Source organism: Nocardioides conyzicola (assembly GCF_039543825.1).
Taxonomy (GTDB): Bacteria; Actinomycetota; Actinomycetes; order Propionibacteriales; family Nocardioidaceae; genus Nocardioides; species Nocardioides conyzicola.
Map to the genome: position 1 here is coordinate 16,051 of NZ_BAABKM010000005.1, position 13,886 is coordinate 29,936.

Consider the following 13,886-nt stretch of genomic DNA (forward strand, 5'->3'; position numbering starts at 1 on the left):
GGTTACTGCGACGAGTCGGGCTGGGCGTACTCAGGCGTGCGTGGAGTGACGACCGCCTCGATGTCGAGCGACGACAGCTCGTCCACGTCGACCGTGGCGCCCTCGTCCTCGAACTGGTCGCGCGGGCCCTTCGGGAAGTCGATCGCCCCGTGCAGCGTGCCCGGCTCGCCGATGACGTCGATGACGTACGGCGAGCTCACCAGCCGGCCACCCACGCGGATGCCGCCGATGGCGTCCTCGAACGCGGTCTGCGCGACGACGCGCACCTTGCCGTTGATCTGGATCGACTCGGCGCCGGCGGTCCGCAGCTCCTGGACCATGTCGACCATCGCGTCGACGTCGACGGTGCCGTCGGTCTCCGTGACGGTGACCCGGATCCCGGGGCCGGTCACCGGGACGATCCCGGCCATGATCGACAGGTTGGTCTCCTGCTCCTCCGCCTGGGCGAGCGCCGCCTCCCGCGCACCGGTGCTCGAGCGCAGGTCGTCGCGGGTGCGCTCGAGGCGAGCGATCTCGGCCTCGGCGCGCTGGGTGGTGCCGGCGAGGCCGTTGAGCATGTCGATGAGGTCCTGCTCCCGCAGGCTGGCGTAGGTCTTGTCGACGTTGGTGAAGCGCACCTGCGTGACCGCGGCGTACCCCAGCAGGGCGAGCAGCACGGCGACGACGACCTGCTCCCTCGACGGCCGGAGCATCGCGCGGCGCAGCCGGTCGCGGCCGCTCGGCGTCGTCGGCGGCTCCTCCTGCTGCTCCTCGTCGATCTCAGGCATGGAAGATGTGCCGCCTGATCGCCGCGACGTTGGAGAAGATCCGGATGCCGAGCACGACGATGACGCCGGTCGAGAGCTGACCGCCGACGCCGAGCTTGTCGCCGAGGAAGACGATGCCGGCCGCGATCACGACGTTGCTGATGAACGAGACGACGAAGACCTTGTCGTCGAAGATCCCGTCGAGGTACGCGCGCAGGCCTCCGAAGACCGCGTCGAGCGCGGCCACGACGGCGATGGGGAGGTACGGCTCCAGCCCCAGGGGCACGTCGGGCTGGAAGATCACTCCCAGCACGATGCCCGCCAGCAGCCCGAGTGCTGCGATCACGGCGCGGTCTCCTTCCCGTCGGGGCGACGGTTGTCATCGGCGGTGCCCTTGACCGCGTGGCGCGGCTGTCGCAGCGTCGCCGCCGGCAGGTCGAGGTGGTCGACAGTATCCATCGTGACGTCGAAGCCGAGCGCTTCGGCCGTGTTGTCGAAGGCGAGCCCGGTCGAGGTGTCGATGAGGTCGGCCTCCAGGGTGCGGTTGTCCCCGATGGCGGAGACGACGTACGGCGGGGACAGCGGGGGCGCGCTGTTGAGGTTGATCGCTGGCCCCGAGTTGAAGAGCGCGGAGCGGGCGGTGAGCCGCTTGCCGTTGATGGAGATCGCCTCGGCGCCGGCCTCCCAGAGGCCGTTCACCAGCAGCGCGAGGTCCTGGGCGCTGACCGCCTCGCCGTTGGGGGCGTCGTCGACGGTGATCACGAGCCCCGGTCCGGTCACGGCTCCGAAGCCGGACTGCGCGGCCATCCGCTCGACCCGGTTGCTGACCGCGCGCTCGGAGGCGGTGGCCGTGTCGTAGGCGGTCTGCTGCCGGACGTTGCTCTCCCGGAGCCGCACGATCCGGCTCTGGAGCTCGGCGGACTGGGCCCGGCGGTCGTCGATCTGCTGCAGCAGGGACTCACGGTTGGCGCTGTCGACGCCGGCGTGGGCTGACGTCTGCACGGCCGCGACGGTGACGATGAGGCCGAAGGCACCGACGACCACGGCGGCCGTCCACCGGCCGCGGCGCCCGACGGCGGCACCGGATCCCTCACGGCTGGCGGCGGCCCGCTGCTGGGCGACGTGCTGGTAGTCCTGGTCGAGCGACTCCTGGGTGATCAGGGTCAGGAGCGGGGTCCGGGCGCGGTCCGGGAGCGGCGGCGCCTCAGGCATCGGGCACCGCCCGTCGGCGTTCGGTGGTGCGCAGCAGGGTGCGCACCTGCCAGGCGTACAGGACCCCGGCCCACCAGTAGAGCCCGATCCCCCACAGGGCGAAGGCCCAGCCGAACACCTCGGCCAGGGTCGCGACGGTGCCGTCCCCGTCGCCGAGCAGCAGCAGGGGGAAGGCGTAGAGCAGGTTGAACGTCGCCGCCTTCCCGAGGAAGTGCACGGGCAGCGCGCTGTAGCCGCGCGTGCGCAGCAGCGGCACGAGGCCCCACAGGAGCAGGTCACGCAGCGGCAGGGACAGAGCCGCCCACCACGGGATGATGTCGCGCAGCGCCAGCCCGACCACGACGGCGAGGATGTAGAGCCGGTCGGCGACCGGGTCGAGGATCTGGCCGAGCACGGACGTCTGGCCCAGCTTGCGGGCGAGGTAGCCGTCGAGGAAGTCGGTGATGCCCGACAGCATCAGCACCCCGAGCGCGAGGAGGTCCTCCTCGGGCCCCAGCACCAGCCACAGGAACAGCGGTACGCCGGCCAGCCGCAGCATGCTGAGCAGGTTGGGCAGCGTCCACACGCGATGGCGCGTCGAGTCGTCTCCCACGTGTTCCTGCGCTTCTTCCTGGGGGCCTGCCGAGGCACACCTTAGCCGCCGCCCGACGTCGGCTCCGACTCCCCCGCGCGGTGCGTCAGACGGGTTCGTCGAGGTGGGCCGCGTCGCGGATCTCGCCGACGAGCTCCTCGATGACGTCCTCGAGGGTGGCCAGGCCGAGCGTGGCCCCGGTCGTGGCGTCGACGACCCGCGCCATGTGCGCGCCGCGGCGCTGCAGCGTCTCGAGCACGTCGTGCAGCGGCGACTCGGCGGTGACCGGCGCGAACGGCCGGATCCACTTGTCCTCCACCGCGCGCGTACGCCGGGCGGGGTCGGTCTCCAGGACGTCCTTGATGTGCAGGTAGCCGACCAGCTCACCGTCGTCCGCCGCGACCGGGAAGCGGCTGTAGCCGGTGGCTGCGCACACCGCCTCGACGTCCGCGACCGAGGAACCTCGGCGGACGGTGGTCAGGGAGTCGGGGGTCATCAGGACCGCGGACACGGTCTTCTCGGTGAAGCCCAGCGCGCCCGCGAGCCGGCCGTACTCGTCCGCCTCGAGGAGTCCCTCGCCGTGCGACTCCTCGACGAGCGCGGCGACCTCCTCGCGGGTGAACGTCGAGCTCACCTCGTCGGTCAGCCGGGCGCCCAGCGACCGCAGCACGACGGAGGCGACGGCGTTGATCACCACGACGATCGGGCGCAGCACCGTGACGATGCCCCAGATCGGCGGGCCCAGCAGCAGCGCGGCCCGGTCCGGGCCGGCCAGGGCGATGTTCTTCGGGATCATCTCGCCGAGCACCACGTGCAGGTAGACGACGACCATCAGCGCGATCACGAACGACACCGGGTGCAGGAAGTCCTCCGGCACGTGGGCGGCGTGCAGGATCGGCTCGACGAGGTGCGCGACGGCGGGCTCGCCGACGGCACCCAGGACGAGCGAGCACACCGTGATGCCGAGCTGGTTGACCCCGATCACCAGCGAGATGTTCTCCATCGCCTTGAGGGTCGTGCGGGCCATCCGGGACCCGGCCTCGGCGCGGGGCTCGATCTGGGTGCGCCGGGCCGACACCAGGGCGAACTCGGCGCCGACGAAGAACGCGTTGCCGAGCAGCAGGAGGACGGCGAGGCCGATCGCGGTGGCGCTGTTCACTTCTCCCCCTCGCCGTCGTCGGCGGTGGCTCCGTCGAGCAGCCGGAGGGTCAGCCGGTCGATGCGGAGCCCGTCCATGCCGTCGACGGTCAGGACGGCGAGCTGCTCGCGCGGCTCGTCGGGATCGGAGCGGTCGGGCACCCGGATCTCGGCCAGGTCACCGACGGCCGGCACCCGGCCGAGCACCTGCAGCACCAGGCCCGCGATCGTGTCGTAGTCCTCGTGGTCCGGCAGGTCGATGCCGGTGAGGTCCTCGACCTCGTCGGGTCGCAGCAGGCCGGACAGCGACCAGGTGCCGTCGCCGTGCCGGCGCGCGTTGGCGCTGAGCCGGTCGTGCTCGTCGGAGATGTCGCCGACGATCTCCTCGACGACGTCCTCGAGCGTCACGATGCCGGCGAACCCGCCGTACTCGTCCATCACGACCGCCATCTGGAAGCCGTCCTCGCGCAGCAGCGCGAGCAGCGGGTCGAGCCGCAGCGAGTCCGGCACCACGGTCGGACGCACCATGAGGTGCTTGACCTTGGTGGTCGACCGCTCGTGGACCGGCAGCGCGACGGCGTGCTTGACGTGCACGGTGCCGACGACGTTCTCGTCGCCGTCGAGGACGGGGAACCGCGAGTAGCCGGTCGCGCGCGCCTGCTCGATCACGGCGAGGGCACGGTCGTTGCCGTCGAGGCTCGTGGTCCGCACGCGCGGCGTCATGATCTCGCCGGCGGTGCGGGTGCCGAACTCCACCGAGCGGCCCATCAGCTCCGCCGTCTCGACGTCGAGGGTGCCGAGGGTGGCCGAGCGCTGGACGAGCGAGGCGAGCTCGGTCGAGCTGCGCGCCGAGCGCAGCTCCTCCTGCGGCTCGATGCCGAGGCGTCGTACGAAGGCGTTGGCGGAGCCGTTGAGCACGCGGATCGGGCCGCGCATGACCGCGGTGAAGCCGCGCTGGAAGCGCTGGGTCGCGCGGGCGACCTCCATCGGCTTCGCGAGCGCGAGGTTCTTGGGGACCAGCTCGCCGAAGATCATCGTGAGGATGGTGCCGACGGTGAGGCCGATGCCGACCGCGACCGGCGTGATCGCCCCGGCCGGCACGCCCGCGCTCTCCAGCGGACCGTCGATCAGGTCGGAGATGGCCGGTTCGGCCAGGTAGCCGATGGCCAGGTTGGTGATCGTGATGCCGACCTGGGCACCGGAGAGCTGGGTGGAGAGGCTGCGCAGCGCCTGCTGGACGCCCTTCGCGCCCGAGTCACCGGTCGCGGCCGCCTGGTCGACCTTGTTGCGGTCGACGGTGACGAACGAGAACTCGGCGGCGACGAAGACGCCGCAGGCGACGATCAGCAGCAGCGCTGCGACCAGCAGCAGCCACGCGGTCATGAGTGCTCTCCCCCCTCAACGAGCCGGGGGTGACGTTGGTCGAGGGAGAGCTGGGGACTTTGAGAGCCGTCCATGGCTGGGGCGTCGGGTCCTCACGGGTGATGGGCTGGACCGGAGCATCGTACCGGCGCGCGGGTGGCGTGGACATTCGTCGCTTGCGGTGACCCGACGGCCTTGTGCGACTACCGTTGCTCCAGACCGCGGATCGCGCTCCTCTCGGGAGGGCACCGACACCTGCGACGACGTGGAGACGCCCAGCGCATGTCCGTCCTCAGAGCACGCGACCGCCACCTCGTCGGCCGCTTCTCGTACGGCGTCACGCCCGAGCTCGCGCGCGACGTGCGCCGCGCCGGTGGTGCGCACGCCTGGTTCGAGCGCCAGCTCGCGCCCGGTCGGGTCACCGACCACGGTGCCGATCGGCTGCGGAGCTGGTGGCCGAGCCTCGACCGCGGCCCTACCGACCTGTGGCGGCGCCAGATCAAGGAGATCGAGGGCGGCTGGGAGGTGATGGCCGACTACCAGCGGTGGGTCCTGCTGCGCCGGATGCAGTCACGACGCCAGCTGCACGAGGTGATGACCGAGCTCTGGGAGAACCACTTCAACGTACCGGTCAACGGCGACGCCCAGTTCACGTGGCGCGTCGACTTCGGCGACACCATCCGCGACCACGCACTGGGACGGTTCGACCGGCTCCTGCAGGCGGTCGTCACCCACCCGGCACTCCTGATCAGCCTCGACAACGTCAGCTCCACCAAGGCCTTCCCCAACGAGAACCTCGGCCGGGAGCTGCTCGAACTGCACACCGTCGGTCGCGGTGCCTACGACGAGCACGACGTGAAGGCCTCGGCGCGCATCCTCACCGGCTGGACCGTCGACATGTGGAACACGTTCAAGGCCGAGTACGACGAGGAGCGCCACGACCGCGACCGCGTGAAGGTGATGGGCTTCAAGGCCGCGAACACCAAGGCCGACGGACGTCAGGTCGCCCGCGACTACCTCCGGTACCTGGCCCACCACCCCGCCACCGCCCGGCACGTCGCCCGCAAGCTCGCGGTGAAGTTCGTCCGGGACGACCCGTCGCCGCAGCTCGTCAACCGGCTCGCCCACGTCTACCTGCGCCACCAGACGGACCTTCGCCCGGTGCTGCGCGCGCTGGTCGGGACGCGCGAGTTCCAGCGCGCGGCCGGCGCCAAGGTCCGCGACCCCGGTGAGGACCTGGTCGCGTCGTACCGAGCCCTCGGGGTCCGGGTCAGCCGCCCGCCCGCCGGCAAGCACGGTGAGGCGTACGCCGCCAACCAGCTGCTGTGGCAGGTGTCCGGGATGGGCATCACGCCCTTCGCCTGGCCCCGGCCCGACGGGCAGCCGATCGACAACCGCTCCTGGGCGTCCCCTGCCCGGCTGATCGCGTCCATGGGCGTGCACCGGAGCCTCGCCGGCGGCTGGTGGCCGTCCGACGGAGCGCACTACCGCAAGCCCGCTGCCTGGCTGCCGAGGCGCAACGTCCGGTTCGACGCACTCGTCGACTCCATGTCCCAGCGCATCCTGCACCGCCGGTCGACTCCACGACTGCTCAAGGCGTGCTGCGAGGCCACGGGGTGCAAGCCCCACGAGCGGATCACCGACGACCATCCGCTGGTGCAGTGGGGCATGCACCAGCTGCTCAGCGTCTTCCTCGACTCCCCCACCCATCTGACCCGGTGATGACGATGACCTCGCAGTCCACCCGCCCCTCCCCCGAGCCCTGCTGTGCGGAGTTCGCCGCCGTCTCCCGCCGCGGCCTCTTCTCGGGCGCTGTCGCGCTCGCAGGCGCCACGACCTTCGTCGGCTCGGCGGCCGTCACCACGTCCGCGTCCGCCGGCTCACCGGCGCCTGCGGTGCTCGTGGTCGTGTCGCTGCGCGGCGCCGCCGACGGCCTGTCGCTCGTCGTGCCGCACGCCGACCCGGCCTACCACCGGGCCCGGCCCAGCATCGCCGTACCGACCGACCGCCTGCTCGCGCGGGACGCGACGTTCGGGCTGCACCCGGAGCTCGCGCCACTGCTGCCGATGTGGACCGCGGGGACCCTGGCGGCCGTCCACGCGACCGGTCTCCCGGCGCCCAACCGGTCCCACTTCGCCGCGATGGAGGCGGTCGAGGACGCCGACCCGGGCTCGGCGGCGCGGAGCGGGTGGCTCAACCGCCTGATCGGGACCACGTCGGGCAGCTCGCCGCTGCAGGGGTTCAACCTGGCCGGCGGCGTGACCCCGACCTCGCTCTACGGACCTGCCCCGACCATGTCGGCCGGCTCGGTCGACGACGTCCAGCTGCCCGGCGAGGACGACGGAGACCACGGCCGACGTCGGCGGTCGTTGCGGACCCTGTGGGACCACGACCGCTCGGCGCTGGCGCGCGGGATGCGGTCGACGTACGCGGCCGTCGACGAGTTCGGCCCCGCCAAGGCCGCCGCCGACCACAGCTCGAGCTACCCCAAGACCGACCTGGGTGGCGCGCTGGCCGAGGTCGCTCGCGCCATCCGCGGCAACGTGGGGATCGAGGTGGTCACCGTCGACCACGGCGACTGGGACATGCACTCCGGCATGGGGTCCGCCGAGCGCGGCTGGATGGTCGACAACGCGCGCGAGCTCGCCGGCGCCATCGCCGCGTTCTTCGGCGACCTCGGCGACCAGGCGGACAAGGTGACGCTGGTGACGATCAGCGAGTTCGGTCGCCGGGTCGTCGAGAACGCCAGCCAGGGTCTCGACCACGGCTACGGCAACGTGATGTTCGTGGCGGGCGCCGGGGTGAAGGGCGGGCGCTACTACGGCACCTGGCCCGGGCTCGGCACCGGGGACGACGCCGACGTGCTGGTGACGACGGACTACCGCAGCGTGCTCGCCGAGATCGTCGCGAAGCGGTTCGGGGCCTCGACGGCCAAGGTCTTCCCGCGCTTCTCCCCCGAGTCCGTCGGCGTGATGACGTCGCTCTGAGGCTCGTCGTGCCCTCCCACCCGTAGACAAGAACACGTTCTAGTTGCGACAGTGACGCCGTGCGCGTCATCCAGTGGGCCACCGGCAGCGTCGGCAAGGCCGCCATCGAAGGCATCCTGCTCCACCCCGACCTCGAGCTGGTGGGCTGTTGGGTCCACTCCGACAGCAAGAACGGGGTCGACGTCGGCGAGATCCTCGGGATCGAGCCGATCGGCGTGGCGGCGACCAGCAGCATGGACGAGATCCTGGCGATGGACGCCGACTGCGTCCTCTACTCGCCGCTGATCCCCAACCGCGACGAGGTCGCCGCGATCCTGCGCTCCGGCAAGAACGTCGTGACGCCGGTGGGCTGGTTCTACCCGACCGAGCGCGACGGCGCGAAGCTCGCCGCCGCCTGCACCGAGGCCGGCACCAGCCTGCACGGCACCGGCATCAACCCCGGCGGCATCACCGAGCTGCACCCGCTGATGTTCTCCGCCTTGTCCTCGGCGGTGACGTTCGTCAGGGGCGAGGAGTTCTCCGACATCCGCACGTACAACGCGCCCGACGTCGTACGCCACATCATGATGTTCGGCGGCCAGCCCGACGAGGCGATGGGCGGCCCGATGCTCGGTCTGCTCTCGGGTGGCTTCATCCAGTCGATCCAGATGTGCCTCGACGCGCTCGGCTTCTCCGACGACGCCGAGATCCGGACCTCCCAGGAGGTCGCGGTCGCGACGGCGCCGATCGACACCCCGATCGGCGTGATCGAGCCCGGCCTGGTGGCCGGCCAGCGGTTCGTCTGGGAGGCCTTCGTCGGCGAGACCTGCGTCGTCCGCATCGCCGTCAACTGGCTGATGGGCGAGGAGAACCTCTCACCGGCGTGGGACTTCGGGCCCGAGGGCGAGCGCTTCGAGGTCGAGGTCCAGGGCGACCCCAACACCTTCGTCACCATCAAGGGCTGGCAGCCCGAGACGGTCGCCGAGGGCCTGGTGCGCAACCCCGGCGTGGTCGCCACCGCGATGCACTGCGTGAACTCGATCCCGTACGTCGTCGCCGCGCCCCCGGGCATCCAGACCTACCTGGACCTGCCGCTCATCGCCGGGCGAGCACACCCCGATCTGAGCTGACCGAGCTCAACGCGTCGTCGACGTGCGCGACCTGCACCAGCAGGCACAACGCCGACCCCGCCACCACGACCAACGTGGCTACCGCATGCAGCAATGACTTCATCCTGCATCACCCCCCAGTGACCTCTGCTCACCAGAGTGCCACCGCGCCCGGCCGAATCCAGGTCAGTAGCGCAGCCTTGCGGGAACGCAGCAGCGTTCTTGCACGCACCTAGCGGAACGCCGAGTCTCGGTGGTCGAGGAGGACCGCCAGGCCCGTCTCGAGACCACGTCCGACTGTCCGTTGGCTGCGGGTTCGCGCGGGTCGGTCGCCGTTAGGCAGCTACGCCGGGTACGGCGGGCGGTGGGTTGCGGTCGCCGCCCGGCTTTCCGGTCGCCGAGTCCACGCCACGATGACCCGCCAAAGAATTTTTCGAGAGTGTCCACATCCCGGTCAAACAAGGGGTTCTGAGCACCTCAATGTCGGTGGCGAGTGCTTGGCTAGACCCATGAGCGAAGGCCAGAACACCACCGGAACCGGGGAGTCGTACGACTCCCCGGACCAGGTGCTGGCCGCGCTCCACGCCAACCACCAGGTCCTCGCAACTGCCGAGGTCGACCGGCTCCACCTTGCCGTTGCGTGGGCGGTGATGAACCCCGCCGACACGATCGATGACGCCGCGACCGTGGACGGCACTCAGGGCGAGCTCGCGGTCGCCGGACCTGGTGCGCCGTTGGTGGCGGAGTTCTGCGTCGGTGACCTCGCGTTGGCGTTGGGGATGTCGACCGACGCCGGCCGGACCTACCTCGGTGACGCGGTCGAGATCCGCTACCGGCTCCCGAAGATCTGGGCCGCGGTCACCGCGGGTCGGGTGCAGGTGTGGAAGGCGAGGAAGATCGCGCAGGCCACCAAGCCCTTGTGCCGGGACGGTGCGCGTCACGTCGATGCCCACCTCGCCCATCACCTCCGCCGGTGCTCGTTCGCGCAGATCGACCGGGCCGTCGAGGATGCCATCCGCCGGTTCGACCCCGACCTCGCGGAGAAGCGGCGCCGGGAGGCCGCCGACGAGCGGTGCCTGGATGTCGACCTGGACCAGGTGTCGTTCAACGGCACCGTGCACGTCGACGGGGAGCTCGACCTGGCCGATGCGATCGACTTCAACGACGCGATCGCCGCCGGCGCCAAGGAGCTCGCCGACCTCGGCTCCACCGAGTCCCTCAACGTGCGTCGGTCCATGGCCGCCGGCGCGCTCGCCCGCCGCGAGCTCACCCTCGACCTCACCACGGAAGCGCGGCCGGCCCCGCGGAAGCGAGAGCTCGTCATCTACGTCCACCTGTCCGACGCCGGTGTCGCCGGTGTCGAGAACACCCGGTCCGCCGTGTCGGTCGACCAGGTCAAGGGCTGGTGCGCCGGCACCAACACGAAGGTGGTCGTCCGTCCGGTCATCGACCTCAACGAGCACCTGTCGACGGACGCCTACCGGCCCACCGAGACGATGCGCGAGCAGGCGGTGCTGACCAACGCCACCTGCGTGTTCCCGCACTGCACGAGACCAGCACGGCCCGCCGACCTCGACCATCTCGAGAACTTCGACGGCACCAACACCGAGTCCGTCAACCTCGCACCCCTGTGTCGGGGTCACCACCGCTACAAGACCCACGGCGGCTGGACCGTCCGACGGACCGGACCGACCACGTTCACCTGGACCACCCCGTACGGGTACTCCTACGCCTGGGACACCACCCACACCCGACATACCCACTGACCACACCCCGCCGGCACCGCCGGCGGGGCCTTTGTCGTGCGAGAGTCTCCTCATGGCATTCGCGGGCCTCGTCGTGCTGCTGGTCGTCGTGCTCGCCGGCCTGGTTGCCTTCGCCGCCCTGACAGCGCTCGGCGAGCGGCGCAGAGGTGGCAGCCCCGCGGTCGCATTGGTCGCGGGCGTGTTCTTCCCGTTGACCTGGATGGCCTGGTACGTGCGGGACGCGCGCTAGCGGATCGTGTTGAGCCGCTCGACGGTCGCCTCGAACTCGGCGACGAGGTCGGCCATCACGTCGGCGACGGGTCGGACCTCGTTCATCCGGCCGACGATCTGCCCGATCGGCATCGAGATCACGTCGGGGTTGTTGGAGGCGCTGATCCGGTTGTGGGCCTCGGCGACGAGCAGGTTCTGGAGCGGCATCGGGAGCGGCGCGGGTGCGCCCTCCTCCGCCCAGGCCTCGGTCCACTTCGTCTTCAGCAGGCGCGCGGGCTTGCCGGTGTAGACGCGGGTGCGGACCGTGTCGGAGGACGTCGCCCGGGTGAAGGCGGTCTCCCAGGCCTCGGAGTTGGCGGCGCCCATGAGCTGGTACTCCGTCGTCCCGAGCCAGATGGAGCCCATCCAGGCGCCCTGGGCACCGAGGGCGAGCGAGGCGGCGATCTGGCGGCCGGAGCCGATGCCGCCGGCGCCGAGCACGGGCACGTCGGGCCCGATGGCGTCGACGATGTCGGGCTGGAGCACCATGCTGGCGACCTCGCCGGTGTGGCCGCCGGCCTCGTAGCCCTGGGCCACGATGATGTCGACGCCGTTGCGGACGTGCGAGAGCGCGTGCTTGGCGGCGCCGGCGAGGGCGGCGACCTTGATGCCGTGCTCGTGGCACTTCTCGATGACGTCGACGGGCGGCGAGCCGAGCGCGTTGGCGATCAGCACCGGCCGGTGCTTGAGCGCGACGTCGAGGTGCGAGCGCGCGACGGAGTGCAGCCAGCCCAGGACGCCCTCGCGGCCCTCACCCTCCGGGAGCGGGGGTACGCCGAGCTTGAGCAGCGTCTCGTCGACGAACTTCTTGTGCTCCTCCGGGATCATCGCGCCCAGGTCGAGCGACGTGCCCTCGGTCGGGATCTTCATCGGCATCACGATGTCGACGCCGTACGGCTTGCCGTCGGTGTTGTCGTCGAGCCAGGTCAGGACCCGCTCGAGCTCCTCGGTGTCGTTGAACCGGACGCAGCCGAGGACACCGAGGCCACCGGCGCGCGACACGGCCGCGGCGACGTGCTCGGACGGGGTGAACGCGAAGATCGGGTACTCGATCCCGAACTCGTCGCACAGAGGGGTACGCATGTCTCTACTTTCCCGAGGTCAGACGGAGGTGGGGTCGACGGTCGCAGCCTTCGCCGCGAAGCCCGCGAGCGCGAGCTCCTTGGCGGCGGGGTACTGCGCCTTGCCGGCGGCGTTGCGCGGCACCTCGTCCACGAGGGTCAGCGTGCGCGGCAGCTTGTAGCCGGAGAGGTGCGCACGCAGGTAGGTGCGCAGCTCCTCGAGCTCGAGGGTCGCGCCCTCGCGCAGCTCGACGACCGCGGCGACCGCCTGGCCGTACTTCTCGTCGGGCACGCCGACGACGAGGACGTCGTACACGGCCGGGTGTCCCTTGATGGCCATCTCGACCTCTTCGGGGTAGACCTTCTCGCCGCCGGTGTTGACGCAGTTGGACCCGCGACCGAGCAGCGTGACGCGACGCCCCTCCTCGATCCGGGCGAAGTCGCCGGGCACCGAGTACCGCTCGCCGTTGATCTCGAGGAACGTCGCCGCCGACTTCACGGGGTCCTTGTAGTAGCCGACCGGCACCGAGCCGCCGCGGCCGAGGCGACCGACCTTGCCCACGTCGGTGTCGGGGTCGAGGAACTCGTTGTTCTCGTCGAGCACCACCCCGCTCGACGCGAGACCGACGACCGGGCCGTCCGTGCTGATGTTGTTGGCGTCGGCCATGCCCATGCCCTGGAAGCCGGTCTCGGTCGCGCCGACGGAGTCGGTGAAGATCGAGTTCGGGAAGGCCGCCATCCAGCGCGCCTTGACCTGCGGGCTGAAGATCGCGGCGCTGCTCGAGATCGCGACCAGGTTGGAGGCGTCGTACGGCGTGCCGGTCGCGGCCTTGGCCTCGTAGGCCTCGATCAGCGGGCGGGCCATCGCGTCGCCGGTCATGAAGATCAGCTGGATCTTGTCGGCCTCGATGATCTCCCAGGTGCGCACCGGGTCGAACTTCGGCTCGACGACCGTCAGGTGGCCGGCGAAGAGGTGCATCAGCAGGCCGGACTGAGCGCCGCCGTGCATCAGCGGGCTGAGCGGGAAGGTCGCCATCCGCGGGGCGGTCGCCTGGCTGGACTGGGAGAACTCCTCCAGCTCCTCGCCGGTGTAGAAGTCGGTGCCGCCACCGAGCACGCGCCACCAGTCCTCCTGGCGCCACATGACGCCCTTCGGGAAGCCGGTGGTGCCGCCGGTGTAGATGATGTGGATGTCGTCGGGGCTGCGCTCACCGAAGTCGCGCTCGGCGCTCTGCCCGGCGATGGCGTCGTCGTAGTGCACCCCGCCGTACGACGAGAAGTCGGACTGGTCGTCGGGGTCGAGGGCGTCGTCCACGACGATCGCGGTCCGCAGCTTCTCGTGCTTGTCCCAGATCGCGGCCACCAACGGCGCGTAGGACCGCTCGTGGATCACCGCGACCACGTCGGCGTTGTCGAAGAGGTAGTTGAGCTCGCCCTCGACGTAGCGGTAGTTGACGTTGATGTTGACAGCCCGGATCTTGGTGACCGCGAGCACGGCGACGACGTGCTCGATGCTGTTCTTGGCGTAGATCGCCACGTGGTCGCCCGGTCCCACCCCCTGGGACTGCAGGTAGTGAGCGAGCCGGTTCGCGTCGGCCTCCAGCTCGGCGTAGGTCACGACCCGGTCGCCTACCTTGAGGGCAGGGTTGTCGGGCGCGGCGTCGACGGCGTGTTCGAAGAGATCAGCGATGTTGTGAGCCACGCCGC

At 70.8% G+C, this 13,886-nt stretch carries 13 protein-coding genes; 5 read left to right on the forward strand and 8 right to left on the reverse strand.

The window, feature by feature from the left end; genetic code table 11:
• Positions 1-2: 2 nt before the first annotated feature.
• From ABEA34_RS21775 to ABEA34_RS21800, 6 genes are all read right to left on the reverse strand, one after another.
• Entirely contained in the window at positions 3-767 is a 765-nt protein-coding gene (locus ABEA34_RS21775; RefSeq protein WP_345523798.1) for a DUF881 domain-containing protein, read from the reverse strand.
• Positions 760-1,092 (reverse strand): small basic family protein, encoded by a 333-nt coding sequence (locus ABEA34_RS21780; RefSeq protein WP_345523799.1) that lies wholly within the window; start codon positions 1,090-1,092, stop codon positions 760-762. Before ABEA34_RS21780 ends, ABEA34_RS21775 begins: the two co-directional genes overlap by 8 nt.
• Positions 1,089-1,958 (reverse strand): DUF881 domain-containing protein, encoded by an 870-nt coding sequence (locus tag ABEA34_RS21785; RefSeq protein WP_345523800.1) that lies wholly within the window; start codon positions 1,956-1,958, stop codon positions 1,089-1,091. The genes ABEA34_RS21780 and ABEA34_RS21785 overlap by 4 nt, the downstream gene beginning before the upstream one ends.
• Positions 1,951-2,550 carry a cardiolipin synthase ClsA gene (gene clsA, locus ABEA34_RS21790; protein WP_345523801.1) on the reverse strand — a complete coding sequence of 200 codons (600 nt, stop codon included), beginning with the start codon at positions 2,548-2,550 and terminating at the stop codon, positions 1,951-1,953. Before clsA ends, ABEA34_RS21785 begins: the two co-directional genes overlap by 8 nt.
• A gap of 85 nt (positions 2,551-2,635) precedes the next feature.
• The gene (locus ABEA34_RS21795; protein WP_345523802.1) at positions 2,636-3,688 is read right to left on the reverse strand and encodes a hemolysin family protein; all 1,053 of its coding nucleotides are present in this window, start codon (positions 3,686-3,688) and stop codon (positions 2,636-2,638) included.
• A complete protein-coding gene (locus ABEA34_RS21800; RefSeq protein WP_345523803.1) occupies positions 3,685-5,049 on the reverse strand; it encodes a hemolysin family protein in 1,365 nt (454 codons plus the stop codon). Before ABEA34_RS21800 ends, ABEA34_RS21795 begins: the two co-directional genes overlap by 4 nt.
• 261 nt (positions 5,050-5,310) lie before the next feature.
• Here ABEA34_RS21800 and ABEA34_RS21805 point away from each other — a divergent pair, with 261 nt between their 5' ends.
• The 5 genes from ABEA34_RS21805 to ABEA34_RS21825 all read left to right on the forward strand — a co-directional run bounded on the left by ABEA34_RS21805 (position 5,311) and on the right by ABEA34_RS21825 (position 11,098).
• On the forward strand, positions 5,311-6,750 hold the full coding sequence (locus ABEA34_RS21805; protein ID WP_345523805.1) for a DUF1800 domain-containing protein: 1,440 nt from the start codon (positions 5,311-5,313) through the stop codon (positions 6,748-6,750).
• A gap of 5 nt (positions 6,751-6,755) precedes the next feature.
• Positions 6,756-8,015: a DUF1501 domain-containing protein gene (locus tag ABEA34_RS21810; RefSeq protein ID WP_345523806.1), complete on the forward strand. Its 1,260-nt coding sequence runs from the start codon at positions 6,756-6,758 to the stop codon at positions 8,013-8,015.
• 59 nt (positions 8,016-8,074) lie between these two features.
• The gene (locus ABEA34_RS21815; protein WP_345523808.1) at positions 8,075-9,124 is read left to right on the forward strand and encodes an NAD(P)H-dependent amine dehydrogenase family protein; all 1,050 of its coding nucleotides are present in this window, start codon (positions 8,075-8,077) and stop codon (positions 9,122-9,124) included.
• A gap of 488 nt (positions 9,125-9,612) precedes the next feature.
• Entirely contained in the window at positions 9,613-10,869 is a 1,257-nt protein-coding gene (locus ABEA34_RS21820; RefSeq protein WP_345523810.1) for an HNH endonuclease signature motif containing protein, read from the forward strand.
• A gap of 52 nt (positions 10,870-10,921) precedes the next feature.
• Positions 10,922-11,098: a hypothetical protein gene (locus ABEA34_RS21825; RefSeq protein WP_345523813.1), complete on the forward strand. Its 177-nt coding sequence runs from the start codon at positions 10,922-10,924 to the stop codon at positions 11,096-11,098.
• Here the strand turns inward: ABEA34_RS21825 and ABEA34_RS21830 are convergent.
• Positions 11,095-12,201, reverse strand: coding sequence for an NAD(P)H-dependent flavin oxidoreductase (locus ABEA34_RS21830; protein WP_345523814.1), 1,107 nt, complete (start codon positions 12,199-12,201; stop codon positions 11,095-11,097). The two genes, ABEA34_RS21825 and ABEA34_RS21830, sit on opposite strands and share 4 nt — an antisense overlap.
• An 18-nt stretch (positions 12,202-12,219) precedes the next feature.
• Positions 12,220-13,881: an acyl-CoA synthetase gene (locus ABEA34_RS21835; protein ID WP_345523815.1), complete on the reverse strand. Its 1,662-nt coding sequence runs from the start codon at positions 13,879-13,881 to the stop codon at positions 12,220-12,222.
• Between the last annotated feature and the right edge of the window lie 5 nt (positions 13,882-13,886).